The organism is Terrabacter sp. Root85 (genome assembly GCF_001429185.1).
Taxonomy (GTDB): Bacteria; Actinomycetota; Actinomycetes; order Actinomycetales; family Dermatophilaceae; genus Terrabacter.
The window spans coordinates 389,401-415,531 of the sequence record NZ_LMIW01000010.1 but is presented as its reverse complement, the minus strand read 5'-3'; the positions used below and the strand labels follow the sequence as shown (position 1 = coordinate 415,531).

The window sequence follows — 26,131 nt, the reverse complement described above, 5'->3', positions numbered from 1 at the left end:
CCGTCGGCACCCCGCGTGGTGGTACCTCTCCGAACTCCCCCAGGGCAGGAATGCAGCAAGGGTAGGAGAGCTCTTCCAGGTACGCGGGGTGTCCCTTTTCCCCTCCGCGCGGTGGCGGGCCTCCGGTCAGGCCGGGGGAGCGGTGGTCGTGCCGACCCGCAGCTGCACCGGCTGGGTCACGCTCCGGGGCCGGGTGCCGTCGAGGCGTTTGCGCACGAGCGTCCCGAGGATCCGGCCCTTCTCGCGGCCCTGCTGGTCCATGGTCGTGATCCGGTGCGGCAGCCACGGGAGGTCGACGCCGTCGAACCCGGTGACGCTGAGGTCGTCGGGCACCCGCAGTCCGAGCTCCTCGGCGGCCACGATGACCCCGGCCGCGATGACGTCTGACTGGGTGACGATGGCGGTCGGGCGCTCGTGCTCGGGCACGTCGAGCAGCGACCGGCCCGCGATCCGGCCGCCCTCGAACGACGACCCGTCCCCGGTCTGGACCGCGGCGGCGTCCGCGCCGAAGACGTCGCGGAAGCCGAGCAGGCGGCCCACGCTCGGCACGTTGGCCTCGCCCGGCCGCACCTCTGCGTCGGGGACCGGACCGGCCGTGCTCGTCGGCCGCAGCGGCATGGCGACGTGGGCGACCCGGCGGTGCCCGAGCGAGCGCACGTGCTCGGCGACGGCGATGCCTGCGGCGCGCTCGTCGACGCGGACCTGGGTGATGCGCCGGTCGCCCGGCACGCCGGTGCTGAACATCGGGATGCCGCGGGCCGCGAGGTGCTCGACGGCAGGGTTCTCGCCGGGTCCGCAGAGCGAGAAGACGACCGCGTCGAGGGCGAGCGGTGCGAGCTGCGGGACGACGGATTCGCCTGAGCCGGCGGGTTGCCCGATGAGCAGCATGCCCGTGGGAACGGTCTCGAGCACCTCGGCGAGGCCGTCGAGGACGGCGATGGCGAAGGGGTCGCGGAAGGCCATTCGCAGGCGCCCCTCGACGAGGACGCCGATGGCGCCCGAGCGGCCCTGGCGCAGTGACGACGCGAGCGGGTTGGGCCCGGTGAAGCCGAGCTCGGTCGCGGCGGCACGGACCCGGTCGCCCGTGGCCTCCGCGACCGGACCCTTGCCGCTGAAGACGAGGGAGGCCGTCGACACCGAGACGCCCGCGCGCTCGGCGACGTCGCGCAGCGTCGGACGGGCTTGACCTCGGGTGACCATGGGAGGCATGCTATCGAAACGTTTCGAGTCGAATCGATTCGAAGCGCTCGAGGGCTCGGTCTCACCGGGGCCACCCTCGTCCCGAACCATCGCCAGACCGCCGTCGAGGTGGTCGGCCGCACGGACGGCCGGCCCGCTTCATCCCCTCGCTTCACGCCCCCCGCGTCGGTCGTCCCTTGAGAGGCTTGCTCCATGTCCGCCGTCAGTGCCCCGCCGGCCGCCGTCGTCCGCACGGCCCGCACCGCCGTCTTCACGGCCTTCGCGATCAACGGGGCGGCCTTCGCGGCCTTCGCCTCACGAGTGCCGGACATCAAGCACGAGCTCGGGCTCTCGGCCGGACAGCTCGGCCTGACCCTGCTCGCCGCCTCGCTCGGCTCGGTCATCGGTCTCCCGCTGTCCGGCTGGATCGTGCACCGCCTCGGTGCGGCCCGCACCCTGATGGGCGCCGCCGTCGTCCAGAGCGTCGGTCTGCTCGGCGTCGGCCTCGGTGTCGACGTCGCCCACAACCGTGCCGTCGTCATGGCGGGCCTCGTGCTCGTCGGCATCGGCACCGGGGTCTTCGACGTGGGGATGAACCTCGAGGGCGCCGAGGTCGAGCGCTTCCTCGGCCGCGCGATCATGCCGCACTTCCACGCGGCCTTCAGCGGTGGCACGGTCGTGAGCGCCCTCATCGGGGCGGGCCTGTCGTTCCTCCACGTCCCGGTCGCCGTGCACCTCGCCGGCCTCGTCGTGCTGCTGCTCGCCGTGACCCCGTGGTTCCTGCGCGCCTTCCTGCCCCGCTCGGTCGAGACGGACGAGACGGGCGCCGAGGTGCGCTCGGAGGCGGGGATCGGTGCGGCCTGGCGCGAGCCGCGCACCCTGCTCATCGGCGTCGTCGTCCTCGCCGCCGCGTTCACCGAGGGCACGGCCAACGACTGGGTCGCGGTGGCGCTCTCGGACGGCTACGGCCTCGAGCGCTGGGTGGGCGTCGTGGGCTTCGCGGTCTTCCTCACGGCAATGACGGCCGGCCGGCTGCTCGGCACCCGCGTGCTCGACGAGCGCGGCCGCGTGCCGGTGCTCCGCGTCCTCTTCGTGTCGGCCGTCGTCGGCTGCCTCCTCGTCGTCTACGGCGGTCCGGTGCTCGCCTTCGTCGGCGCCGCGATCTGGGGTGTCGGGGCGAGCCTCGGCTTCCCCGTCGGCATGAGCGCCGCGGCCGACGACCCGAGGCGTGCCGCCGCCCGGATGAGCGTCGTCTCGACGATCGGCTACACCGCGTTCCTCGCCGGGCCACCGCTGCTCGGCTTCCTCGGCGACCACGTCGGCGTGCTGCACTCGCTGCTCGTCGTCGGCGCCATGGCGGTCGTCGCCCTCGTGGCCATCCCCGCCGTCCGCGAGCCCGACCGAGCCGCGAGCACCGCCTCGACCACCGCCTCGACCACCGCCTCGACCACCGACTGACCGCTCGCCGGTCACCACTCGACTGAGCGCCTAGTCCCACTCGAGTGAGCGCCCGGTCCCACTCGAGTGGCCCCGTCGTCCCACCTGCCACACGCTCCTGGGACGCCGCGCTCACTCGACTGGTGCGAGGCGCTCACTCGAGTGGCCGGGTGGCCCCAGCGGTCGCACCGGTCCCAGTCCCGGGTGTGACGACGGGGCCACTCGACGGGGTCTGCTGTCAGAAGTACTCGGTGATGAAGGGCTGGCAGGCGAAGACGGCGTCGAGGGCGGCATCGCCGTCGGGGCTGCCCCCGGTCGCGAGCTCGGCCTGGCGCAGGCGCGACACGGACCAGCCGCACCACAGTGCCGCCAGCCCGCGCGCCTCGACCCGCAGCGCGTTCGAGGTGATCGCGTCAGCCGCGTCGGTGCTGGCATCACCTCGAACCGGGGCGTCGTCGGTGCGTGTCGCGGTGCCACGCCCGTCGCGGACCGACAGGCTCCACCGACCGGTGTTGGCCGGCGCCTCGGCGTCGTCGACGACCAGGTCGGCCTCGACCGAGAGATGCCGACCGAAGCCTCGCCCGGCGAAGGCCGCCCCCAGGTCGACGACCCGGGCCATCCACGGGATCTGCTGGACCTCCACCGTCGGCAGCCCGCCCAGCGCGAGCGTCACCGGGTCGCGCGGGTCGAGGAAGGTGTGCACCGTCGGCGCGGCGGACGAGCCCGATCCGACGACGCCCCACAGCGTCGCCGCTGCCTCGGGGGTCGTCGCGACGAGATCCTCGACCGTGACGGCCTGCTCGGACAGGTCGTAGACGACGAAGCCGCCGTCGACGACGTAGGCGATGAGCTCGTCGCGCTCGAGCATCCCGGTGAGTGCCGCCACCGAGCGCACCATCGGTCCGCTGACCCCGTGCCGGGCGCTCGAGGCGCGGGCGAGGTCGTGCATCTGCTGCGCGTCACTCGGCACCGCGGGGCGCAGGCCGGTCGATCCAGCCCGCCCGGCGCGCGTGGCGCCGAGGTCGCGGAGGTGGTGGGCGGCATACGTCATCCGGGTCTGCACGCCCCCGATCTCGTAGCCGGAGCCGCGGTACAGGGTCGCCGTGGTCGGGAAGAGGCACGACACGACGTCGCCGAGCTCGCCCATCCTCGTGGTGAGGGCGCGGGTCAGGGCCGTCGCGACGCCCCGGCCGCGGGCGCTCGGCTCGACGTAGACGCCGGCGACGCCGCCCATGCGCAGGTGCTGCCCGCCCCACGCCTGCTCGTAGGGTCGGATGCGGCCGGCGCCGATGACCTGGTCGGACTCGTCGACGACCGCGATCATCCGGCCACCGAGGGTCTCGGCCGAGACGCGCTGCCACCACACGTCGCCGCCGGTGCCGAGCGGACCGAACGACCGGTTGCGGATGGCCAGGACGGCGGGGAGGTCGGCGTCGACGACGTCACGCGTGCGCAGCTCGCTCATGGCCCGAACCTAACGAGTGGTCACCGCCGACCGCGAACGGGTTGTCGCTCAGGCGCGGTGCAGGTAGGTCAGCCGGCGCACCTTCGAGACCGCCCAGGCAAGCACGGCGTAGACGAGCCAGCTCACGACCGAGAGCCACGTGTAGCTGGCGGCCTTGGTCAGCACCGCGACGAGCGAGCCGAGCACGACGACGGCGAGGGCCGGCACGGCATACCACGCGATGACCATCTGGGGACGCAGCATGAAGGTGGGGGAGCCGCGGAAGGCCGCCAGCACGTTGCCGGCGACGACGAGCACGAGGATCAGCCACAGCGACAGCGGTGCACTGCCCGGCAGCGACCCGAGGGCACCGGCGACGGCGACCCAGCCGCCGAGCACCAGGAGCGTCAGGGCGGTGGGGACCGTCACGTGGGCCACGGCCTCGGTCAGCTCGCCGGTGCCGAGGAGGGAGGGAGTGCCGACGTTGTCGGCCTGCAGGCGCAACCCCTCCGCCCAGGCGCCGAAGCCGAGGTAGAGCGGCAGCAGGCCGATCGTCGCCGCGATGCTCGGGGCCGCCGGCTGCGTGAACGCCCACGTGACGATCGCGCCGCCCAGGAGCGTGAGGCCGAGGCCCGAGAGGAACGCGCCCGGCGTGCGCCGCAGGCCGATGACGTCGCGGCGGACGAGTACGCCGAAGGGTCGACCCGGGCGGAGACGCGCGGAGCGTCCGTGCCGGACGGGGCGGGTCAGCGCGAGGCGCGCGGTGCGCAGGTTGCCCGTGAGGGCGGACCCGGCCATGGTCGAGGTGTTGGCCGAGTGGGCCCGCAGCGACTCGGCGTGCAGCTCGCGCAGGGCATCGGGCACGCGCCAGAGCAGGCTGAGCCCGCGGTCCGGGCCGGGCCAGGAGCGCACCTGCGACCAGAGCCAGAGGCGCGTGGCGAGGACACCGAGAGCGGTACCGACAGCCGTGGTCACGATGATCGTCACCGGGCCGGCCAGGTGCGCGAAGGCCAGGCCGCCCCCGACGGTCAGCCCGCTGAGCGCCCCGATGAACAGGCCCCCGACGGCGGCGTAGCGCCACCACCGACGCAGGGCGAGGGCGCGGTCGAGCGGCACGGGAAGCACGAGGTCGATCCAGGGCATGGGCGGCACGACCGGGCCCCGGAAGCGGCCGGCGAAGACCACCGCTCCGAGCAGCGCAGCGACGGACGCGACGAGCAGCGCGATCGCCTCGGGCGAGCTCAGCTGGTCACCGAGCGAGGAGGCATCGGACGTGCGGAACACGGCCTGGACGATCGGGAGGCCGTAGACGAGCGCACCGAGGAAGAGGACGTAGCCGGCATACAACCCCTGCTGCCGGGCCTTGCGCGCCGCCTCGCCACCGATGACCCAGTCGGCCTGGCCGAGGAGGTCGTGGTCGTCGTAGTCGACCTCGGCCGGTGCCGTGAGGTCGCGTGCCGCGCGGTCGTATGCCGTCTCGCCGGGTGTTCGGGTCGCCGCCCGCTCCGCCGTCGGCTCGGGGGCCGTGGGTTCGGGAGTTGTGGGTTCGGGGGTCGTGGGGGCGGGAGCGGCCTTTCTGCGGGCCGGCTGCTTGCGCTTGCTCATCGTCGGTCCGCGGTCAGCGCGCCGGGACGATGTCGACCACGCGGGTCGCGAGGGTGGCCGTCAGGTCGGGGTCGTGGCAGGCCATGACCACCGTGCCGCCGGACTCGGTGCGCTCGCGGATCAGCTCGGCGACGACCTGCCGCTTGCCGGTGTCGAGCCGCTGCTCGGGCTCGTCGAGGAGCACGACGCTGGCGGGGCGCGAGAACGTCAGCGCGAGCCGGAAGAGCTGCTCCTGACCCGACGACAGCTCGTGCGGGAAGCGGTCGTCGAGGTGGGCGATGCCGAGGCGGTCGAGGAGGGCGAGGCTGCGGTCGTCGGACGTGGCCGGGTCACCGCCCCACGTCGAGTCGATGAGGACGAGGTGGTCGACGAGGGTCAGGTCGCGGTAGGTCGTCGGCGCGCCGAGCAGGGCGGCGACGGCGGCGCGGACCGTCCGGTCGCGCTCGTCGGCCTCGCGGCCGCCGATGGTCGCGGTTCCCGTGCTGGGCACGAGCAGCCCGCCGATGATCCGGAGCAGGGTCGTCTTGCCCGAGCCGTTGGGACCCCGGAGCACGATGCACTCGCCGGGGTCGGCACTGACGTCGGTCGGCAGCAGCAGGGTCGTCTCGTCGATCGTCTTGCCGACGCCCTCCGCACGGACCTCACCGGTCAGCACTGCGACCGCACCCATCTGCTTCCATCCCTTCGTCGACCCGGTCGAGCTGTCGGAAGCCACCGTATGCCGCCCGGCTCGGAATGCCCTGACCGGGAGGAGGTACCCACGAGCCGTGAGGGGCGACGCGGGGCGCCGGGTCAGCCCTGCGTGCCGACGGGCGGGCCCAGGAGCAGGGCGACGCCGGTCAGCGCGAGTACCGCGACGACGCCGACACCCACGGCGACCAACGGCCGGGCGAGCAGGGCGGCGACGAGGCGTTCGGCCGGAGTGGCCGGGGTGTCGCCGCCGCGGCCGAGGCGCCAGCCGCCGTCGAGGCGTCCGCGACGCTCGAGGCGTCGCTCCCACCACACGGTGAGGAACGGCGGCACCGCGCTGAGCAGGCCGAGCAGGCCCTCTCGGGCGGTCCAGCGCTGGTTGACCCAGAGCAGGAGCGTGACGAGGCAGAACGCGATGAAGACGACGCCGTGCACGAGTCCGAAGACCCTGACCCCGAGCTCGGTCGTGTGGGTCACGTACTTGAGGACCATCCCGAGCAGGAGCAGCGCCCACGTCACCACCTCCGCGAGGGCGATCCGGCGGTAGAGGGAACGAGGGGTCATGCGGGGATCTCCTACATCGTGTCGTACTGGAGTGCCCAGTGTGCCAAACGCCAGGAAGGCTTCCGCGGGCACCCCGACGGATGAGTCCCACGTCCCCGGCCCAGGGGTATGCCGTCGCGGCCGGGCGCGACGGCATACCTCGGGCGGCGCGTCGGGGTCAGCGCCGCGCCGCCCTCTCGGACAGGACGACGCGGACGCTCGTGCCGATGATCCAGACGTCGATGAGGGTCTGCGCGGCGAAGAGGTTCGAAACCTGCGGATTGCCCGTGACCGCCAGCAGTGGTGCGGCCATAGCGAAACCGAGACCCCCGACGACTCCGAGGACGGCGAGGATCCGGGCGGGCCACGTCGCCGCCGCCCGTGCGACCGCGACGGCGAGCAGGGCGGCGGACACGCCGACGAGCGGGGTCGTGAAGGTCGAGAGCGCCAGATGGGTGTCGACCATCGGGGTCGCGCCGCCGGCCTCGAGTGCGTCGTGCTCGCCGCCGGCGAGCAGGTGCGGCACGAACTCCGGCGTCGCGACGGCCCAGGCGACGATCGTCCCGGTGAGCCACGGACGGACCCCGGCCGGGAAGGCGTCGTGGCGCCGGAGCAGGACGAGGCCGACCAGTGTCGTCAGCATGCCCGCGAGGAGCACGGCGTGTGCGGGCAGCCAGGCCGGGGACCCGATGAGCGCGAGAAGGCTCTCGTGCATCGAACCCGACGTCTCGTGCGGGTGCATCGTCCCGCCGACGGCGAGCAGGGCTCCACCGACGCCGAAGACCACGGCGGCGCGACGCGCGAGGCGGGATGGGGCGGACGTGCGCTCCGACGCGGGGGTGGTGTTGGTCTCGGCCGCGCGGCCCGCGAGTGCCTCGCCGACCGTCCCGCCCACGAGGGCGCTCATCGCGTGGCCTCGAGGGTGTTGTGGGTGACGGCGATCTGCCAGGTCTCGCCGACGCGGACGAGGACCGAGGTCGAGGTGGCGGCGTGGATGCCGGCCAGTGGACCGCTCGGGACGTCCAGGGTGTTGCGCGACGTCGCGACGATGACGTCGTCGGCGAGGTGGCGTGCGTCCACGAGCTCCATCCGGTTCGTGCTGCCGGCGTAGATGGTCGCGAAGATCCCCGCGTGTCCGCCGGCGATGGCGTCGCGTCCTCGGTGGTGCTCGCCGCGGATGTTCACGAAGGCCGCGTCCGCGGCATAGGGCGCGCCGAAGCCCTGGCCGTCGCCGGCGTTCCAGGCCGACTCGAGGCGCCGCAGGACGGCAGCGGCCGTGTCGGCGGCGGCCCTGTCGGCGCCGGACCGCTCGGTGGCGGCGGTGTGCGGCGCGGCTTCGGTGGCGGACGGGTCCAGCTGGGTCGTGCTCATGGTGCTCTCCTTTGAGTGAGTTGCTCATGATTGATTGAGCAATACTCAGTCAATATAGAACCGCTCAGCCGACCTGTACAGTGGTTTCCGTGAAGAGTTCCGAGCCCTCCCCTCGCGCCTACCACTCCTCCCTTCGCGAGGAGCAGGCCGAGCAGACGAGGCAACGCATCGCCCGCGCCGCCCGGCAGCGCTTCGTCGAGTCGGGGTGGGCGGGCACGAGCGTGCGCTCGGTCGCGGCGGATGCCGGCGTCTCCGAGGCCACGGTCTATGCGGTCTACGGCACCAAGGCGGGGCTCGCGACCTCCCTCGTCGAGGGCGGTGAGCTGGATGCCGGGGTCGAACAGGTCACCCGCGAGATCGAGGCGGCGCAGGGTGACCCGAGAGGGCAGCTCGCTGCGTTCATCCGGTTCGATCGGCGCCTCTTCGAGCGCGGTGGGGACGGCCTGCGGCTCACGGTCGAGGGTGGGCGCAACGAGCCCGCGCTCGCCGCGGCGTACGAGCAGGGCCGGGCCCGCGGCGACGCGAACCGGCGGAGGCTGTTCGCGTCGTGGCCGAGCGGGGCGCTGCGCGACGGACTCACGCTGGACCGGGCCCTGGACGTCTATGCGACGGTGTGCTCGATCCAGACCTTCGACATCGCGACGCGCGAGCGCGGCTGGTCCGTCGACGAGGTCGAGCAGTGGTGGGTCGAGGCGCTCACCGGCCTGCTGCTGGCCTGACCCGCACCGCCCTCGGGATGGCCCCGGTCAGCCGTCCCGTCGGGCGAGGGTCAGGGCGAAGTCGCCGTCGTCGTCGGTCCACGTGCGCTCGACCGTGAAGCCGGCCGCGCCCAGCTCGTCGCGCAGGCTCTCGCGGCGGAACTTCGTCGAGATCTCGACGCGGATCTCCTCGCCGTGCGCCAGGTCGAACGTCAGGTCGGCACCGGGGATGCTCACCCGCTGCGGCATGTCGGCGCGCAGCCGGAGGTCCATCCGCTCCTGACGCGGGTCCCAGAACGGGACGTACGAGAAGGCCTCGATGTCGAAGTCGGCGCCGAGCTCGCGGTTGAGCACGCGCAGGCAGTTCGTGACGAACCTCGCCGTGACTCCGCGGCTGTCGTCGTAGGCGGCGATCAGCCGGTCGGTGCTCTTGACGAGGTCGGTGCCGAGCAGGAACCAGTCACCGGGCTCGAGGCTGTCGTGCAGGGCCCCGAGGAAGGCCGCCCGCTCCTCGACGTAGAAGTTGCCGATGGTCCCGCCGAGGAAGGCGACGAGCCGCCGCCCGCCTCGCGGCAGGTGCCCGAGGTGCAGCGTGAAGTCGCCGACGAGGGCCTCGACGCGCAGCGACGGGTAGCGCTCCGAGAGCATCGTCGCCGCGTCCCGCAGGGTCTGCTCGGACACGTCGACCGGGACGAAGCGCTCGAGGCTCCCGCGCGCGGCGAACGCGTCGAGCAGGGTGCGGGTCTTGTCGCTCGTGCCGCTGCCGAGCTCGACGACGGTCGTCGCGTCGCACGCGGTCACGATGTCGGCGGCGTGGTCGCGCAGGATGGCCCGCTCGCGCTCGGTCGGGTAGTACTCCGGCAGTCGCGTGATCTCGTCGAAGAGGTCGGAGCCGGCGTCGTCGTAGAGCCACTTCGGCGGCAGGGTGCGCGGCTGCGACCCGAGCCCACGGCGTACGTCGTCGACGAGCGCTTCCGACGCCCAGTCGGGGTCGAGCGCGACGGTGACGACCGGCTCGCGGGCGCTCATCGGCGCTCACCGCCGTCGGCGAGGCGGACGCCGGACAGCGCCCAGCGTGAGCCCGGCGGGAAGAAGTTGCGGTAGGTCGCCCGGGCGTGACCGGGCGGGGTCAGGGCACACCCGCCACGCAGCACCATCTGGCCCGACATGAACTTGCCGTTGTACTCGCCGATGGCGCCGGCCGGCGCGTGGTAGCCGGGGTAGGCCAGGTAGGCCGAGCTCGTCCACTCCCAGCAGTCGCCGTAGACCTGGCGCAAGTGGCCGGTGCTCGGGCCGGCCGCGCGCGGGTGGAACGTCTCGGTGTCGGCGAGGTTGGCGCCGGTGGCCGGCGGCTCGGACTGGCCGTCGGCGACGACGGCGTGCTCCCACTCGCCCTCGGTGGGGAGCCGCTTGCCCGCCCACGTGGCGTACGCGTCGGCCTCGTAGTGGCTGACGTGGCTGACCGGGAGCCCCGGGTCGACGGCCCGGGTGCCGCTCAGCGTGTGCTCGAACCACACCCCGTCGACCTCGGACCAGTAGAAGGGCGCCCGCCAGCCCTCGGCGCGCACCTTCCCCCAGCCGTCGGAGAGCCAGAGCTCGTGGCGCTCGTAGCCGCGGTCGGCCATGAACTCGAGCCACTCGCCGTTGGTGACGAGGCGGTCGGCGAGGCGGTATGGCTCGAGCCACTGCTGGTGCAGCGGCAGCTCGTTGTCGAAGCTGAACCCGCCGCCACGGTGACCCACCTCGACGAGGCCGCCCTCGACGTCGACCCAGCCCAACGGGTCGGGAGCCGACGGCGCGAGGGGGCTGCCGGCGTACGTCGGCTGGAGGGGGTTGACCGACAGGACGTGCTTGATGTCCATGAGGAGCAGCTCCTGGTGCTGCTGCTCGTGGTGGAAGCCGAGCTCGATGGTGGACGTGAGCTTCTCGAGCGAACCGCCGTCGAGGGTCGTGACGAGGTCGCGCATCCGCGAGTCGACGTCGGCGCGGTAGAGCCCGACGTCGTGGGCGCCCGGGCGGGTGACGAATCCTCGCTCGGCGCGGGCATAGCGGGGCCCGACGCCTTCGTAGTAGCTGTTGAAGAGAAACCAGTAGCGGTCCTGGTAGGGCTTGAACGACGGCTCGTGGTCGGCGAGCACGAACGTCTCGAAGAACCACGTGACGTGTGCGCGGTGCCACTTCGTCGGCGACACGTCGGGCATCGTCTGGACGGTCTGGTCCTCGGGGGACAGCGGGGCGGCGAGCGTCTCGGTGTGGGCTCGCACCTCGTCGTAGCGGGCGACGAGCGTGTCGGCGTCCCAGGTCGGGTCGGGCATGGGTGACCTCCTCCGTCGGCCGCTGGTGCACCGTGCACCGCGGACCGGTGAATCGACCCTAGGCATACCCGGTGACAGTCGCTCGTCCGACCAGCGGTCCGTAAGGAGCTGTTCACCCTTTCGACGGTCCCGACCGTCCGCACGGTGCGCCGCCGCCGGCTGCTCGGTCGGCGTTCCCGGCGTCGGTCGTGGCGGTTAGGGTTTCGGGCATGGCCACCGCCCTGTACCGCCGCTACCGGCCCGAGAGCTTCGCCGACGTCATCGGCCAGGAGCACGTGACGGAGCCGCTCATGCAGGCGCTGCGCACGGGTCGGGTCAACCACGCCTACCTCTTCAGCGGCCCGCGCGGCTGCGGCAAGACGACGAGCGCGCGCATCCTCGCGCGCTGCCTCAACTGCGAGCAGGGCCCGACGCCGATCCCGTGCGGCACGTGCGACTCGTGCGTGGCGCTCGCGCGCGGCGGCTCCGGCTCGGTCGACGTCATCGAGATCGACGCCGCGAGCCACGGTGGTGTCGACGACGCCCGCGACCTGCGCGAGCGGGCGAGCTACGGCCCGGCGCAGAGCCGCTTCAAGATCTACATCATCGACGAGGCGCACATGGTGACGCCGCAGGGCTTCAACGCGCTGCTCAAGATCGTCGAGGAGCCGCCGGAGCACGTGAAGTTCGTCTTCGCGACGACCGAGCCCGAGAAGGTCATCGGCACGATCCGCTCGCGCACGCACCACTACCCCTTCCGCCTCGTCCCGCCGGCCAAGCTGTCGACGTACATGGAGCGGCTGCTCGAGTCCGAGCACGTGGCGGTGCAGCCGGGCGTGCTCAGCTTCGTCACGCGCGCCGGCGGGGGCTCCGTGCGTGACTCGCTGTCGGTGCTCGACCAGCTCATCGCGGGCTCGGGTCCCGAGGGGCTCACCTACGACGGCGCCGTGTCGCTGCTCGGCTTCACCGACGGCGAGCTGCTCGACAGCACCGTCGACGCGATGGCCGCCGGTGACGGCGCCGCGACCTTCCGCCAGATCGACCGGGTCATCGAGTCGGGCCACGACCCGCGCCGCTTCGTCGAGGACCTCCTCGAACGGCTGCGCGACCTCATCATCGTCGCGGCCATCCCCGAGGGCGTCTCGCAGGTGCTGCGCGGCGTCCCCGAGGACCAGCTCGAGCGCATGCGGGTGCAGCAGGCCGCATTCGGCCCGGGCGCGCTGTCGCGGGCGGCCGACATCGTCAACACCGGCCTGACCGAGATGACCGGTGCCACCGCGCCCCGGCTCCAGCTCGAGCTCATCTGTGCCCGCATCCTCCTCCCGGCCGCCTCCGGCGAGCAGGGGTATGCCGCCCGCCTCGACCGTCTCGAGCGGCGCCTCGACGTGGGCGGGGTCCCGACCGCCGCCCGTGCCGACGTCCCGCCCGTGGGGGCGCCGATGAGCGCGCCTCCCGCCCCGCCCTCGGCTCCGGCCACGGCCCCGTCCGGGCCGTCGGCCTCCGGGACCTCGGCCGTGTCCGCGCCGCCGCGCACCGTCTCCGACTACACGCCACCGTCGGGTGGCGGGTCAGGCGCCTCGCACGCCGCCGGTGGCATGGGTGGGGGCGGTCGCAGCACCGGCGTCGACACCCCCGGCGGGGCTGCTGCCGCGACGGCTGGTCCGTCGGGTCCGGGTGATGCGGGCCGCGTCGACGCCGCGCGGGCCGAGGTCGGCTCCCCGCCGGTCATGACGCCGGACGAGTCCGTCGGCGGCCCGTCGTCCGTCGACCAGTCGCACACCGGGGGTCAGCACCTCGCCGGTGCCTCCGACGAGGCCCGGTCCGCGTCGTCGCCGTCCGCGCCCGCGTCGCAATCGGCGGGCGGAGCGTCCACCGGCACCGACGACCCTGGCGCCGGGGCCGACGGCGCTCCTGCCGGTGGCATGGACACCGATGCCATCCGCCGGGCCTGGCCCAACGTGCTCGGTCGCATCTTCACGATGCGTCGCATCACCTGGACCTTCGTGTCCCAGAACGCCCAGGTCACGGCCTTCGACGGCAAGAAGCTGACCCTCGGCATCGCGACGGCCGGCCTGACGCAGACCTTCCGCGCCGGCAACCACGCCGACATCGTCCGGCAGGCCCTCATCGACGAGCTCGGCGTCGACGCCATCGTCGACGGCATCCACGTCGACGCGGTCTCGCAGCAGGCCCCCGTCGCGCCGCCGCCCGGAGTGGTCCCGCCCGGGCTCCCGGACCCGCCCAGCAAGGGTGCGCCCGGTGGTCCGGACGTCAGTCAGCCATCGGGCCAGCAGGGTGATGGCGGCGCAGGCCGCCAGTCGTGGGGTGATCCCGGCGCGGGGCATGAGTCCGCCGGCTCCCGAGACAGCGCTCCGGGCGGGGCCGGCGGATCCGGTGGATCGTCCCCGAGCGCAGGAGGCGGCGCGTCTGCCACCGGTTCTCGCGGCGCGACCGCCCTCGCCGATGCCGGGCTGAGCCCGGTCTCCGGCCGCTCGCTCGAGGACAACGCCGGCTGGGGCTCGGCGACCGGGCCCGCCCCCGACTGGGCCACCGCGCCCGCCGGGGAGTCGCCGGCGGCCGGTGCCTCCGGTGCGTCCGGGGCGTCGGGTGCGGCTGGTCAGCCGGTAGCGCCCGCCGCGGGGGCCACCGCCCCGGCAGCCGCGGGGTCGTCCGGCGGGGGAGACGTGCCCACCGACTCCGCCGTGCGTGGGGCGAGTGCCGTCCGGCAGTCGTTCGCGCAGGCCCGGTCGCGCGCCGGAGGCTCTCGCCCCACCGACGACGACCAGCCGCGCCAGCCGGTCACCGACGACTCGGCGGTCAGCGACGACGACGAGGACATCGAGCAGTCCGGGGACGTCGGGCGCTCCGTCATCGAGAAGGTGCTCGGCGGTCGGGTCGTCCAGGAGCTCGAGAACTGACCCAGCCCGCCCAGTCGCGCGGCTCCGCTCCCAGCGGAGCCGGCCCGCCAGCATGCGCATCCCCCATCGAGCCCACTCGCGTGGCCTCGCCGTCCCTCGCGCACCACGACGGGGCCAACTCGACCAGGCAGAGGCGCCGACCGCTGTGACAGGTGTGACTGCAGGGCCACTCGACTGGGGTTGGGGGCTGACTCGAGGGGGTCGGGCGCTCGATCGAGTGGGGCGGGGGTCAGGAGGGGCGTCGGCGGAGGCCGAGGGCTCGGGCCAGGGCTGGGAGGGCCGCAGCGAGGACCGGGTCGAGCTCACCGCGCGCGATGACCGACAGGCGCACCGGGAGGTCGACCCGTGAGGCCATGACGCGGTCGCCGGGACGTCCTGACATCCGGGCCGCGCTCGAGGGCACGATGGCGATTCCGTCGCGTCGGCGTGAGATCTCGAGCGCCACGGGAGCCGTCGCCGCGTGTCGGGGCGTGCCGCCGAGGGCCGCGATGCGCTCGGCGATGAGCGGGCCGGAGTTGTCGTAGGGGGCGTACGTGACGACCCGGTCGAGGAACGGGAGGTTGCCGCGCCGTGGCGGCTGCACCCCCGACGCGACGAAGGCGACGAGCTCGTCGGTGCCGAGACGGTGGGCGACGACATGGGGTGGCAGCTGCACCTGCTCGGCGATCCCGATGAGGGCCGCGTCCATCGATCCCTCGGCCACGAGCTCGATCATCTCGCCGCCATGGTGCACCACCGTCGAGAGCCGCACGGCGTCGCCGACGAGCTCGTCGAGCGCCGGGAAGGCATAGCCCGAGATGCCGGCGAACGTGCCCACCCGCAGGGTGCGCGCTGCCGCTGACGAACGGACGGCCGCGAAGACGCCGTGCAGGTGACCGAGGATGTGCTCGGCCTGCCGGACCATCTCGAGACCCGCCGGGGTCGCCGTCGTGCCGAGTGAGCTGCGCGCGAAGAGGACTGTCCCACAACGCCTCTCGAGCCGGGACAGGCGCTGTGAAGCGGCCGGCTGGCTGACGAGGAGCTCCCGCGCCGCCGCCCCGAGCGACTGGGTTCGGTGCAGGGTGAGCACGAGCGTCAGGTCCTCGACATCAGGCACCTGAACCAATGTGTCCATAAGTCCACCTTATGGGTAGTGCGCAGATCATGCTCTCTACCGCCGAGCTCGGCACGCGCCGAGGCTGGAATCCGTGACCGCGACCCTGACGACCGAGAACGCCGACCACCCACCGACTCGCCCCATCCGGATCCTGCTCCTGTCCAACGCCATCGAGCACCTCGCCTACCGCTTCACGCAGATCGCCCTTCCGCTCGTCGTGCTCCGCGAGTTCGACTCGGCGGCGATGGCGGGGCTCGTCGGAGGTCTCGCCGGTCTCCCGGTCATCACGTCCCCGTGGTGGGCCCGCCGCCTGCGCCAGTGTCTGAGCGACGGACGGGGACTCGCCCTCGTCTCCCTCTGGCAGGCCGGCGCGGTCCTCGTCGTCCCCATTGCTCTCGCCCTCGGCGCGCTGCACCCCGTCATGCTCGCCGTCGCCGGCCTCGCGGTGGGGGTCTCCGACGCCCTCGCCTCGCCGGGGCGGACGGCCGTGCTCGGTGACCTCGGTGACCGGGTCGGTGGCGGCGCCGCGATCCGCGTCATCACGTGGGACGACGCCCTGCGCCGAGGCGCCATGGTCGTCGGGCCGGCACTGGCCGGGCTCGGGGTGCAGCTCGGCTGGACCCACGCCCTGCTCTGGGTCGAGGGTCTCGCCCTCGTGGTGTCGGCGCTGCTCGTCCGCCGCGTCGTCGTGCCGATCGCCCCGGTCGCCCCGGTCGCCCCGGTCGCCCCGGTCACCCCGGTCGCCACCGGCCGCTCGACTGTGCGAGCCGACGCCCTGTCGGCCGCCATGGCACCGGCTCCCGCGCCGGGCATCCTGGCCTCGGTCCGGGACCACCCCGACGTGCTGCGCGGCTGGGTCATGCGCGGGACGAGCTGCCTGCTGTGGTTCGCCTTCGCTCTCGGGCTGGCCCTCGAGGGGGAGCGGACCGGGCGGGCGGGCGCCCTCTACGCGACGGCCCTGACGGCATACGGCCTCGGCTCGCTCGTCATGACCCTCGCGATCGCGCGGCGCCCGCCGTCCGCGCAGCCCCTCCGTCTCGCCACGGTCGCCTGGGTCGGACAGGGCCTCGCCTTCGCTGCGATGGCGGTGTGGACGACGCCGGTCACCGTCGGGGTGTGCGCGGCCGCCGCCGGCGCCGTGACCGTCGTGGGCATCCGCGCGATGATGCAGGTTCTGCTGACCCGGACCCACGGCCCCGCCCGGCGAGCGGCCCTCGCCGGCCAGTCGATCCTCGTCGACGTGACCGTCTCCGTCGGGATGCTCGCCGGTGGCTTCGTGATCGACCATGCGGGTCCTCGCCCGACCCTCGCCCTGACCGGGCTGGTCACGGCGGCCGTCGCGCTCGTCGCCGGTCTCACGGCCGGCGAGGCGGCCGCGCCCTCCGACCTGAGGAGTCCCCCCGCCGGTCACCTCGGCCGGGGACGCCTGCGGCAGCTGCTGACTCGGGGTTAGGAGAATGTTCATTCACCCGTGGGCGTACGCCTCCCGGGAGTAGCGTCGCAAGGTGACCTTCGAGGTTGCGGCGGACGCCTACAACCGCTTCATGGGGCGTTACTCGGGGCCGCTCGCCACACGATTTGCCGACTGGTCCGGTGTGGCCGGACCGGGTCGGGCCATCGACGTGGGCTGTGGGACCGGCGCCCTGACCCGAGTCCTCATCGACCGGCTGGGCGTCGACGGGGTCTCGGCGGTCGACCCGTCGCAACAGCTGCTCGCCGCCCTGCGCCAGTCGTTCCCGACCCTCGACGTGCAGACCGGAACGGCCGAGGCGCTGCCCTTTCCCGACGACCTCTTCGACCACGCGCTCGCCCAGCTCGTCGTCAGCTTCATGGCCGATCCGGTGCTCGGCCTCCACGAGATGGCTCGGGTCACGCGGCCGGGCGGGACCGTCTCGGCGTGCGTGTGGGACCTCGCCGGTGGGGGAGCGCCGCTCACCGTCTTCTGGCAGGCGGCCCGCGACCTCGACCCCGGCGTCGACGACGAGTCGGGGATGAGCGGGGTCCGCGAGGGCGAGCTGGCCCACCTCTGCGACCGGGCCGGTCTCAACCAGATCGAGGACACCGCGCTCACGGTCACCGTGCGGCACCCGACCTTCGAGGACTGGTGGGACCCCTACACGCTCGGCGTCGGCCCGGCGGGGGCGCACGTGCAGAGCCTCGACGAGGTCGGACGCGTCCGCCTGCGCGAGCACTGCCGCGAACTGCTGCCCGCGCCGCCCTTCTACATCATGGCCACCGCCTGGGCCGTTCGCGCCCACGCCTGACGCGTCTGCGCCCGACGTGCTCGGGTCCGCCACCCGGCATACCAAGGGGTGAACACCGGGCCGCTGCGACGCACGCCCCACACCGGACGGCCGGTGGACGGCCCTAGGCTGTGGCCCATGTTCTACAGCCTCGGGCGCAACCTCCTGTACCCGCTGTCCCATGCGCTGTACCGGCCCACCATCGAGGGCAAGGAGAACATCCCGCGCGAAGGCGGCGTGGTCGTGGCGAGCAACCACCGGTCGTTCATCGACTCCTTCGCCATCCCGCTCGCCTCGCCGCGGCAGGTGCGCTTCCTCGCCAAGGAGGAGTACTGGACGGGCACGGGTGTCGGCGGTTTCGTGCGCAAGGGCTTCTTCAGCGCCGTCGGGATGGTGCCGGTCAACCGGCACTCGCCGACCGCCGCGCAGGAGAGCCTCGACGCCGCGCTAGAGGTGCTCAAGGCGGGCGACGCGTTCGGCATCTACCCGGAGGGCACGCGCTCGCGGGACGGCCGGCTCTACCGCGGGCGTACGGGCGTGGCGTGGCTCGCGCTCACCGCGCAGGTCCCCGTCGTGCCGGTCGGGCTCATCGGGACCGAGGACATCCAGCCTGTCGGGGCGAGCTTCCCGCGGCTCGCGAAGGTCACGGTGCGCTTCGGTGAGCCGATCGGGGTCGAGGAGTACGCCGGCATGCCCGCGGGCAAGGCGCGGCGCCTGCTGACCGACCGGGTCATGGAGGCCATCGCGGAGCTGAGTGGCCAGGAGCGCGTCGACACGTACAACGAGGTGCCGGGCGGCGAGCCCGCCATCTGAGGGCGGGCGTTGCAGATGCGACCCAGTCGCATCTAGCGTGGGGCCGTGACCCTGACGTCCCCCCGCCCGCGCTCGGGCCCGCGCTCGGGCTCGGGCCCGCGCTCGGCCGTGCGTCGGCGGCTCTCCCGGGACGAGCGACGCAGCCTCGTCGGGATGGCGGCCTTCGTGGCCCTGCTGCACGTCGTCGGCTGGGGACTGCTCGTCCTCGTCGTGGCCCCGGCGGAGTACCGCGTCGCCGGCCAGCTCTTCGGGGTCGGGCTCGGCGTCACGGCCTACACCCTCGGGATGCGCCACGCCTTCGACGCGGACCACATCGCCGCCATCGACAACACGACCCGCAAGCTGCTCGCCGACGGCCGGCAGGCGATGAGCGTGGGCTTCTGGTTCAGCCTCGGGCACTCGTCGGTCGTCTTCGTCATGGTCATGCTCGTGGCCCTCGGCATCCGTGCGCTCGCCGGCGCCCTCGAGGACGACGGCTCCGCGCTGCAGCAGGCCACCGGCGTCTGGGGCACGACCGTCTCGGGCGTCTTCCTCGTCCTCATCGGTCTCATCAACCTCGCGGCACTCGTCGGCATCCTCAAGGTCTTCCGCCGGATGCGCTCGGGGCACTACGACGAGGCCGAGCTCGAGCGGCAGCTCGACAAGCGCGGCTTCCTCAACCGCATCCTCGGGCGCGTCACGCGGGCCGTGCGCAAGCCCTGGCACATGTACCCGGTCGGGCTGCTCTTCGGCCTCGGCTTCGACACGGTGACCGAGGTGGGGCTGCTCGTCATCGCCGGCGGCGCCGCCGCGGCCGCCCTGCCCTGGTATGCCGTCCTCACCCTTCCCGTGCTCTTCGCCGCGGGCATGTCCCTCCTCGACAGTCTCGACGGGTCGTTCATGAGCGTCGCCTACGGCTGGGCGTTCAACCGGCCGGTGCGCAAGATCTTCTACAACATCACCGTCACGTCGCTGTCGGTGGCCGTCGCCCTCCTCATCGGCGTCATCGAGCTCGTCGGGCTGCTCGCCGACAAGCTCGACGTCACGTCGGGACCGGTCGCGTGGGTCGGCTCGATCGACCTCGGCGACGTCGGCTTCTGGATCGTCGGGCTCTTCGTCCTCACCTGGGCCGTGGCGCTCGCCGTGTGGCGGCTCGGGCGCATCGAGGAGCGGTGGTCGGCGACGCTCGCCGACTGATCGTGGCGCGAGCCGCGCGCGGTCAGGTGCGGGCGGCCTCGAACGCGTCGCGGAAGTGCGGCAGGGCCGCCTCGACCGACTCGGCCGTCGCGGTGTCGCCCCAGCCGATCGGCACGACCCGTTCGAGCGAGGCCGCGGCCGCTGCCTGTGCCGCGACCTCGCTCTGCTTGTAGGCGAACCACAGCGCGTCGCGGGGCACCGCGGCCTCGCGGAGGGCATCGGCGTGGGCCGGCACCTGCAGCTCGTGGGGGTCGCCGAACGTGAAGTCGAGCACTCCGGGCTCGAGCCGGCGCTCGGCGTACCCGGAGTGCATCCGGAAGCCGAACATCGTCCGGAAGGGCACGGCGCCCTGGATGCGTTCGCTGCGCCGGGACACCGTCCGGTCGTCCATCTGGTCACCCACTCCGACACCCCGCTCGACCCGTCGCCCCTGACTCTGCTTCACCACGCTAGTCCGGTGCGGCGGTGCGCAGCAGGTGATTGCGGGGCTTAGTGTTGCGGTGTGTACGAAGGCGCGGTGCAGGACCTGATCGACGAGCTCGGACGACTCCCCGGAGTCGGTCCCAAGAGCGCCCAGCGCATCGCGTTCCACCTGCTCCAGACCGACTCCGACGACGTGACGCGGCTCGTCACGGCGCTGACCGAGGTCAAGGCCCGGGTCCGCTTCTGCGAGCAGTGCGGCAACGTCGCCGAGGCCGAGCGGTGCCGCATCTGCGCCGACCCGCGCCGCGACCAGACGGCGATCTGTGTCGTCGAGGAGCCCAAGGACGTCGTCGCCATCGAGCGCACCCGTGAGTTCCGTGGCACCTACCACGTGCTCGGGGGCGCGATCAGCCCCATCGACGGCATCGGTCCCGACGACCTGCGGGTGCGCGAGCTCATGGTGCGCCTCGCCTCCGGTGAGGTGCAGGAGGTCATCATCGCGACCGACCCCAACCTCGAGGGCGAGGCCACGGCCACCTACCTCAGCCGGCTGCTGCGCGACGTCGGCCTCACCGTGACGCGTCTCGCGTCGGGCCTGCCCGTCGGCGGCGACCTCGAGTACGCCGACGAGGTGACCCTCGGGCGGGCCTTCGAGGGCCGCCGCCGCGTCGACGCCTGACCCACCGCCCGGGGGGCCCAGGCCCACCGAGGACGTATGCCGTCCCGCCGCCCTCCCGTCGAGTGAGCGCTCCGCAACACTCGGGTGAGCGCTTCGCAACACGGACGCGTGGTGGCTGGGGCTGGGCGCTCACTCGAGTGGGACTGGGCGCTCACTCGAGTGGGTTAGGGGGCGTGCGGACGGCTCCGACGGCTCCGGGTGGCTCCGGGCGCGACTGGGCGACACGGCATACGGCATGCTGGGGGCCATGACTGACGAGCCGCTGGACGAGGGCCACACGGGCGAGATCGACGACCTGTCGGGTCTCGCCGACCTGACCGCCGCGGAGGCGAGCGCCTTCCTCACGTCCGTCACGGAGGTCGCGTCAGGCAGCTCCCCCGAGACGGCGCTGCCGCTGCTGACCCTCGCCCTGTCGCAGGTGCTCGTCGCCGGGGCACGACTCGGCGCCATCCAGGACGTCGTGCCCGAGGAGCGCTTCGAGCCGGATGCGGCCGACGACGACTCGGACCCGCTGCGCACGGGCCTCGCCAACGTCTTCGTCGGCATCGACGACTACGTCTACGTCATCGACCCGATCACCTCCTCCGACCGCGCCGACGGGTCGATCACCAACGACCTCGTCGACGTGGCGGTGTCGCTGAGCCATGGGCTCAAGCACTACGCCGCCGGTCGGAGGCTCGAGGCGCTGTGGTGGTGGCAGTTCGGCTACCTGTCCAACTGGGGCGACCGGGGGATGATGGCGCTCCGGTCACTCCACTCGATCCTCGCCCACCTGCGGCTCGACGCCGACGAGGAGGCCGTGGGCGAGGCGGAGTTCGACGCGCTGCACCCGTAGCCCGCGCAAGAACGTGCGGCGCCGGGGACGAATCGGCGCACATCTCACCATCGCGACGTCCCGGTGGACGTCCCGTGCGCGCGCCTAGACTCGGAGCCGCCGCAGACCACCGAGGAGATCCGGAGCCAGTGTGAGCATCGTCGTCCAGAAGTACGGCGGGTCGTCCGTTGCCGACGCCGAGGCCATCAAGCGGGTGGCCCGGCGCATCGTCGAGACGCAGCGGGCGGGCCACTCGGTCTGCGTCGTCGTCTCCGCGATGGGTGACACGACCGACGAGCTGATGGATCTCGCCGAGCAGGTCACGCCGGCTCCGCCGGCCCGCGAGCTCGACATGCTGCTCACGTCGGGCGAGCGGATCTCGATGGCGCTCGTCGCGATGGCCATCGCCCAGCTCGGCGCCGAGGCGCGCTCCTTCACCGGCAGCCAGGCGGGCGTCATCACCGACGACGCCCACGGCGCCGCCCGCATCATCGACGTGACGCCGGGCCGCATCCAGAGCGCGCTCGACGCCGGTCACATCGCGATCGTCGCCGGCTTCCAGGGCGTCAGCCAGACGACGAAGGACATCACGACTCTCGGCCGCGGCGGCTCCGACACGACCGCCGTCGCCCTCGCCGCGGCGCTCGGCGCCGACGTCTGCGAGATCTACACCGACGTCGACGGCGTCTTCACCGCCGACCCGCGCGTGCTGCCCAACGCCCGCAAGCTCGACGTCCTCTCGATGGAGGAGATGCTCGACCTCGCCGCCAACGGCAGCAAGATCCTGCACCTGCGCTGCGTCGAGTACGCCCGCCGCTACGGCATCCCGATCCACGTCCGCTCGTCGTGGTCGCGAAAGCCCGGTACGTGGATCAAGGACAACCCCTACGAAGGAGAAGGCGCCGTGGAGGCACCGATCATCGCCGGCATCGCCCACGACCGCAGCGAGGCCAAGATCACGATCGTCGGCGTGCCCGACCGGGTCGGCATCGCGGCCAAGATCTTCGGGGCCATCGCCGAAGCCGGCCTCAACATCGACATGATCGTGCAGAACGTGTCGGCCGCCGAGACGGCCAAGACCGACATCTCATTCACACTGCCCAAGGCCGACGGCCCCAAGGCGATGTCGGTGCTCCAGTCGATCAAGCACGAGGTCGAGTACGCCGACCTCCGCTTCGACGACGGCGTCGGCAAGATCGCCCTCGTCGGCGCCGGCATGAAGAGCCACCCCGGCGTCTCGGCGAAGTTCTTCGGCGCGCTCGCCGAGGCCGGCATCAACATCGAGATGATCTCGACGTCCGAGATCCGCGTCTCGGCCGTGACCCGGGCCGAGGACCTCGACGACGCCGTCCGCGCCGTGCACACCGCCTTCGGTCTCGACTCGACCGAGGACGCCATCGTCTACGGCGGCACCGGCCGCTGAGCGCGCCGACCGGCCCGATCGCGGCTAGTTTCGGGAGGCATGAGACTCCCGACGCGATCCGTCCTGCTCGCAGCCGCCACCACCGCGCTCGTCGCCTCCGCGACGACTGCGTATGCCGTGTCGCCCGGTGCCGTGGGACGTGACGCTCCCGCGAAGGCCGGGGTGACGGCATACGGCTGGACGGTCACGCCGACCGGGACCACCGAGCGCTTCCGCGGCCTCGCGCCCGTCTCACGCGACGTGGCGTGGGTGAGCGGGACGAAGGGCACCGTGCTGCGGACGACCGACGGCGGCCGCACCTGGGGCGACGTCAGCCCGCAGGGGCTCGGCACCGCAGCGCTGGAGTTCCGCGACATCGAGGCCTTCGACGCGCGGCACGCCGTCCTCCTCTCGATCGGGGAGGGGGAGGACTCGCGGATCCTCGTCACCGACGACGGTGGCGCGACCTGGACCGAGAGCTTCCGCAACACCGACCCGGCCGCCTTCTACGACTGCATGGCGTTCAGCTCGCCGCGGCGCGGGCTCGCGATGAGCGACCCGGTCGACGGGAGGTTCCGGCTCGTCCAGACCTCCGACGGCGGCCGCTCGTGGACCCCCGTCGACCCGGCCGGGATGCCGGCCGCCCAGGCGGGCGAGTTCGCCTTCGCGGCGTCGGGCACCTGCCTCTCGTCGGGTGTCGACGGCCGCACCTACCTCGTGAGCGGGGGCGTCGACCCGGCCCGCGTCTTCACCTCGACCGACCACGGCCGCACGTGGACCGTCGCCGACAGCCCCGTCGCCGGTGGTGCGTCGGCCGGCATCTTCTCGGTGAGCTTCCGGGACGCCCGGCGCGGCGTCATCGTCGGCGGCGACTTCGCGGCTCCGACCGGAGCGGTCGACAACGCCGCGTGGACCGCCGACGGCGGGCGCACGTGGACGAAGTCGACGACCAACCCGTCGGGCTACCGGTCCGGGTCGGCCTGGGTGCCGCGGACGGCGCGCACGGTGCTGGCCGTGGGCCCGTCGGGGTCCGACGTCTCGACCGACGGCGGCCGCACGTGGTCGACGTTCGACACCGGGAGCTTCGACTCCGTCGAGTGCACGCACGACGGTGCCTGCTGGGCGTCCGGCGAGCAGGGCCGGGTCGGCGTCCTCACCCGCTGACGGGACGCGCCGGGCCATCACCTGACTCTCGTCGGGATGGTCCGGCGCCCCGGGGCGGCGCCGAAAGGCACAGGTTCGCCTCAGTGAGCCGCGGGTATGGTCGAAGAGGAAGCACGACTACCACCTACTCGGGGCGATAGGTAATGACTGACGTGACCCCTCACGAATCACATCTGCAGAGCGACGGCTCGGTCTTCCCGCCCGTCACGCCCGACCCCCCTCCGCCACCCGGTCAGGCGGAGATCAAGGTGCCCGACATCGTGCCGGTCGCCTCCCCGGACGGTCCCGACACCGAGGCGTCGACCCGCGAGACCACGGACGCGACGTCCGAGGTCGGGGGCGTGCGCCCCGACCCCGCTGACTGAGCACCACCCGTCCGCCCACCACGCCGAGCCGCGCAGCACCGCGGCGCGGTGCGGTGGGGGTGCGGTTGGGGCTCGACCCGGTGCGGGTATCTCCTCGGTGTGAGACTGCGCCGGAGCACCATGGACAAGCCCGGGATCCGTCGCGTGCGACGGGGCAAGGGCTTCAGCTACGTCGACGCCGACGGCAGGGCCGTCGATGCCGAGACGCGTGAACGGGTCACCGCACTCGTCATCCCGCCGGCCTGGCAGGACGTCTGGATCAGCCCGCACCCGAACGGCCACATCCAGGCCGTCGGCACCGACGACGCGGGGCGGCGTCAGTACCTCTACCACGACGCCTGGCACGAGGCGCGCGGCCGCGAGAAGCACGACCGCGTCATCGTGCTGGCCCGCAAGCTGCCGGCCGCCCGCAAGCAGATCGCGGCCGACCTGCGCACCAACGGCCTGACGCGGAAGCGCGTCACCGCCGCCGGCCTGCGGATGCTCGACGCCGGGCTCTTCCGCAGCGGCGGGGAGGAGTACGAGGCCGAGCACGGCTCGCACGGCGTCGCGACGCTGCTCCGCTCCCACGTCACGGTGAGCGGTGAGGACGTCACCTTCGAGTTCCCGGCGAAGTCGGGCGTCACCCGCGAGGCCGTCATGACCGACCAGCTGTTGGCGCGGATCGTGTTGTCCCTCAAGCGAAGTGGCTATCCGGGTGAGCGCCTGCTGGCCTACCGCGACACGAACGGCTGGCACGAGTTGCGCTCGAGCGACCTCAACGTCGCCTTCAAGGAGCTCGTCGGCGAGGAGTACACCGTCAAGGACCTGCGCACCTGGGCGGCCACCGTGACGGCCGCCGTCGCGCTCGCGCGGACCGGCCCCGTCGACTCCGAGCGCGAGCTCAAGCGCGCCGAGAAGGATGCGATGAAGGTCGTCTCCGAGCACCTCGGCAACACGCCCGCGGTCGCCCGCAGCTCGTACGTCGACCCCCGCGTCCTCGACGAGTACGCCGTCGGCCGCACCATCGCACGCAGCCTGTCGCGCCTGACCAAGGCCGACCGCACCCGACTCGAGCTGGGCGAGCTCGTGCGGGTGCGCGACCGCGACGCGCTCGAGCGGGCCGTCATGCGGCTCGTCAAGGGCGCTGCCTGAGGCTCGTCTGCGGCACGCCTGAAAGCACGTATGCCGCCGGGTTCCCTTCAATGCGAAGGGGGCCCGACGGCATACGGCCTTGTCTCAGGCGGTCAGAGGTCGACGACCTCGTTGTCACCCTCGATGCGCTCGCCGGTGACCTTCGCCTTGACGAAGTTGGCGATCTGCGTGACCTTGGCGCCGGGGGAGTCCCAGTACTCGGCCGAGTCGGCGCTCACCTTGATGATGATGTTGTTCGGGTTCTCCGGGCCGCCCTCGAGCCAGGCTCCCGTGAAGGAGCTCCACAGCTCGGCGAGCTTGGCGTTGTCGTCGACGATGGTAGCCGTGCCCGACAGCGAGACCCACGAGCTGTTCGAGCTGTAGGCGACGTTGACCCGCGCCGGCGACTGCGTGGCGATGTCGCGCGCCTTGTGGCTGTCGCGCTCGGCGAGGAAGAGCACGTCGCCGTCGAACTCGACCTCCTGCGTCGCCATCGGGTGGCTCACGAGGATGCCGTTCGAGTCCGCGTGCGTCAGCATCGCGATCCGGATGTCCTTGATCAGGTCGGCGACCTTCTGGGTGCCGTCGTCGTGCTCGCTCATCGCGTTCTCCTCGTCGTCGGGTCGGTGACGCTGTCCCTCGCGACGTACCCGATGCCTTCGAG

At 72.9% G+C, this 26,131-nt stretch carries 25 protein-coding genes and 1 other RNA gene; 14 read left to right on the top strand and 12 right to left on the bottom strand.

Going from position 1 to position 26,131, the window contains the following annotated elements; genetic code table 11:
- Positions 1 to 2: 2 nt before the first annotated feature.
- Positions 3 to 99, top strand: an RNA gene (gene ffs, locus ASE25_RS22465) — signal recognition particle sRNA small type.
- Positions 100 to 126: 27 nt separating this feature from the next.
- On the opposite strand, the gene ASE25_RS16195 is transcribed toward ffs, so the two are convergent.
- Entirely contained in the window at positions 127 to 1,200 is a 1,074-nt protein-coding gene (locus ASE25_RS16195) for a LacI family DNA-binding transcriptional regulator (protein WP_082619610.1), read from the bottom strand.
- A 192-nt stretch (positions 1,201 to 1,392) separates the two neighbouring features.
- Between ASE25_RS16195 and ASE25_RS16190 the strand changes: the two genes are divergently transcribed.
- On the top strand, positions 1,393 to 2,637 hold the full coding sequence (locus tag ASE25_RS16190; RefSeq protein ID WP_056826615.1) for an MFS transporter: 1,245 nt from the start codon (positions 1,393 to 1,395) through the stop codon (positions 2,635 to 2,637).
- A gap of 217 nt (positions 2,638 to 2,854) precedes the next feature.
- Here ASE25_RS16190 and eis read toward each other — a convergent pair whose 3' ends face one another.
- From eis to ASE25_RS16160, 6 genes are all read right to left on the bottom strand, one after another.
- Complete coding sequence (gene eis / locus ASE25_RS16185; RefSeq protein WP_056826614.1) at positions 2,855 to 4,081, bottom strand: enhanced intracellular survival protein Eis; 1,227 nt, start codon at positions 4,079 to 4,081, stop codon at positions 2,855 to 2,857.
- Positions 4,082 to 4,129: 48 nt separating this feature from the next.
- The gene (locus ASE25_RS16180; protein ID WP_056826612.1) at positions 4,130 to 5,665 is read right to left on the bottom strand and encodes a hypothetical protein; all 1,536 of its coding nucleotides are present in this window, start codon (positions 5,663 to 5,665) and stop codon (positions 4,130 to 4,132) included.
- Between the two features lie 13 nt (positions 5,666 to 5,678).
- Positions 5,679 to 6,335: an ATP-binding cassette domain-containing protein gene (locus ASE25_RS16175; RefSeq protein ID WP_056774128.1), complete on the bottom strand. Its 657-nt coding sequence runs from the start codon at positions 6,333 to 6,335 to the stop codon at positions 5,679 to 5,681.
- A 122-nt stretch (positions 6,336 to 6,457) separates the two neighbouring features.
- The gene (locus ASE25_RS16170) at positions 6,458 to 6,919 is read right to left on the bottom strand and encodes a DUF3817 domain-containing protein (protein WP_056826611.1); all 462 of its coding nucleotides are present in this window, start codon (positions 6,917 to 6,919) and stop codon (positions 6,458 to 6,460) included.
- A gap of 157 nt (positions 6,920 to 7,076) precedes the next feature.
- Positions 7,077 to 7,805 carry a hypothetical protein gene (locus tag ASE25_RS16165; RefSeq protein ID WP_056826609.1) on the bottom strand — a complete coding sequence of 243 codons (729 nt, stop codon included), beginning with the start codon at positions 7,803 to 7,805 and terminating at the stop codon, positions 7,077 to 7,079.
- A complete protein-coding gene (locus ASE25_RS16160) occupies positions 7,802 to 8,269 on the bottom strand; it encodes an SgcJ/EcaC family oxidoreductase (RefSeq protein WP_056826607.1) in 468 nt (155 codons plus the stop codon). The genes ASE25_RS16165 and ASE25_RS16160 overlap by 4 nt, the downstream gene beginning before the upstream one ends.
- A gap of 89 nt (positions 8,270 to 8,358) precedes the next feature.
- On the opposite strand from ASE25_RS16160, the gene ASE25_RS16155 reads away from it, so the two are divergent.
- Positions 8,359 to 8,988, top strand: coding sequence for a TetR/AcrR family transcriptional regulator (locus ASE25_RS16155; RefSeq protein ID WP_056826605.1), 630 nt, complete (start codon positions 8,359 to 8,361; stop codon positions 8,986 to 8,988).
- 27 nt (positions 8,989 to 9,015) lie between these two features.
- Here the strand turns inward: ASE25_RS16155 and egtD are convergent, their stop codons facing one another.
- Positions 9,016 to 9,996, bottom strand: coding sequence for an L-histidine N(alpha)-methyltransferase (egtD, locus tag ASE25_RS16150; RefSeq protein ID WP_056774114.1), 981 nt, complete (start codon positions 9,994 to 9,996; stop codon positions 9,016 to 9,018).
- The gene (gene egtB, locus ASE25_RS16145; protein WP_056774111.1) at positions 9,993 to 11,282 is read right to left on the bottom strand and encodes an ergothioneine biosynthesis protein EgtB; all 1,290 of its coding nucleotides are present in this window, start codon (positions 11,280 to 11,282) and stop codon (positions 9,993 to 9,995) included. The genes egtD and egtB overlap by 4 nt, the downstream gene beginning before the upstream one ends.
- A 209-nt stretch (positions 11,283 to 11,491) precedes the next feature.
- Between egtB and ASE25_RS16140 the strand changes: the two genes are divergently transcribed.
- Positions 11,492 to 14,179 carry a DNA polymerase III subunit gamma and tau gene (locus ASE25_RS16140; RefSeq protein WP_056826603.1) on the top strand — a complete coding sequence of 896 codons (2,688 nt, stop codon included), beginning with the start codon at positions 11,492 to 11,494 and terminating at the stop codon, positions 14,177 to 14,179.
- Positions 14,180 to 14,408: 229 nt separating this feature from the next.
- On the opposite strand, the gene ASE25_RS16135 is transcribed toward ASE25_RS16140, so the two are convergent.
- A complete protein-coding gene (locus tag ASE25_RS16135) occupies positions 14,409 to 15,275 on the bottom strand; it encodes a LysR family transcriptional regulator (protein ID WP_056774104.1) in 867 nt (288 codons plus the stop codon).
- A 91-nt stretch (positions 15,276 to 15,366) separates the two neighbouring features.
- On the opposite strand from ASE25_RS16135, the gene ASE25_RS16130 reads away from it, so the two are divergent.
- The 4 genes from ASE25_RS16130 (at position 15,367) to ASE25_RS16115 (ending at position 19,507) form a co-directional block, all read left to right on the top strand.
- The gene (locus ASE25_RS16130; protein WP_056826601.1) at positions 15,367 to 16,728 is read left to right on the top strand and encodes a hypothetical protein; all 1,362 of its coding nucleotides are present in this window, start codon (positions 15,367 to 15,369) and stop codon (positions 16,726 to 16,728) included.
- Positions 16,729 to 16,780: 52 nt separating this feature from the next.
- Positions 16,781 to 17,539 (top strand): class I SAM-dependent methyltransferase, encoded by a 759-nt coding sequence (locus ASE25_RS16125; protein WP_056774098.1) that lies wholly within the window; start codon positions 16,781 to 16,783, stop codon positions 17,537 to 17,539.
- Between the two features lie 117 nt (positions 17,540 to 17,656).
- A complete protein-coding gene (locus ASE25_RS16120) occupies positions 17,657 to 18,331 on the top strand; it encodes a 1-acyl-sn-glycerol-3-phosphate acyltransferase (protein ID WP_056774096.1) in 675 nt (224 codons plus the stop codon).
- 45 nt (positions 18,332 to 18,376) lie between these two features.
- Positions 18,377 to 19,507, top strand: a complete 1,131-nt coding sequence (locus ASE25_RS16115; protein WP_235508710.1) for a HoxN/HupN/NixA family nickel/cobalt transporter — start codon at positions 18,377 to 18,379, stop codon at positions 19,505 to 19,507.
- Between the two features lie 22 nt (positions 19,508 to 19,529).
- On the opposite strand, the gene ASE25_RS16110 is transcribed toward ASE25_RS16115, so the two are convergent.
- A complete protein-coding gene (locus ASE25_RS16110; protein WP_200959139.1) occupies positions 19,530 to 19,898 on the bottom strand; it encodes a hypothetical protein in 369 nt (122 codons plus the stop codon).
- Positions 19,899 to 20,009: 111 nt separating this feature from the next.
- Between ASE25_RS16110 and recR the strand changes: the two genes are divergently transcribed.
- The 6 genes from recR (at position 20,010) to ASE25_RS16080 (ending at position 25,488) form a co-directional block, all read left to right on the top strand.
- Positions 20,010 to 20,609 (top strand): recombination mediator RecR, encoded by a 600-nt coding sequence (gene recR / locus ASE25_RS16105; RefSeq protein ID WP_020145767.1) that lies wholly within the window; start codon positions 20,010 to 20,012, stop codon positions 20,607 to 20,609.
- Between the two features lie 247 nt (positions 20,610 to 20,856).
- Positions 20,857 to 21,444, top strand: a complete 588-nt coding sequence (locus ASE25_RS16100) for a DUF5063 domain-containing protein (protein ID WP_056775244.1) — start codon at positions 20,857 to 20,859, stop codon at positions 21,442 to 21,444.
- Between the two features lie 130 nt (positions 21,445 to 21,574).
- The gene (locus ASE25_RS16095; protein ID WP_056774091.1) at positions 21,575 to 22,846 is read left to right on the top strand and encodes an aspartate kinase; all 1,272 of its coding nucleotides are present in this window, start codon (positions 21,575 to 21,577) and stop codon (positions 22,844 to 22,846) included.
- A gap of 39 nt (positions 22,847 to 22,885) precedes the next feature.
- Positions 22,886 to 23,989, top strand: coding sequence for a hypothetical protein (locus tag ASE25_RS16090; RefSeq protein ID WP_056826597.1), 1,104 nt, complete (start codon positions 22,886 to 22,888; stop codon positions 23,987 to 23,989).
- Positions 23,990 to 24,141: 152 nt separating this feature from the next.
- A complete protein-coding gene (locus ASE25_RS16085; RefSeq protein WP_156415499.1) occupies positions 24,142 to 24,354 on the top strand; it encodes a hypothetical protein in 213 nt (70 codons plus the stop codon).
- A 120-nt stretch (positions 24,355 to 24,474) separates the two neighbouring features.
- Entirely contained in the window at positions 24,475 to 25,488 is a 1,014-nt protein-coding gene (locus tag ASE25_RS16080) for a DNA topoisomerase IB (RefSeq protein ID WP_056826595.1), read from the top strand.
- Positions 25,489 to 25,580: 92 nt separating this feature from the next.
- On the opposite strand, the gene ASE25_RS16075 is transcribed toward ASE25_RS16080, so the two are convergent.
- Positions 25,581 to 26,069 (bottom strand): pyridoxamine 5'-phosphate oxidase family protein, encoded by a 489-nt coding sequence (locus ASE25_RS16075; RefSeq protein WP_056826593.1) that lies wholly within the window; start codon positions 26,067 to 26,069, stop codon positions 25,581 to 25,583.
- Positions 26,070 to 26,131 lie beyond the last annotated feature (62 nt).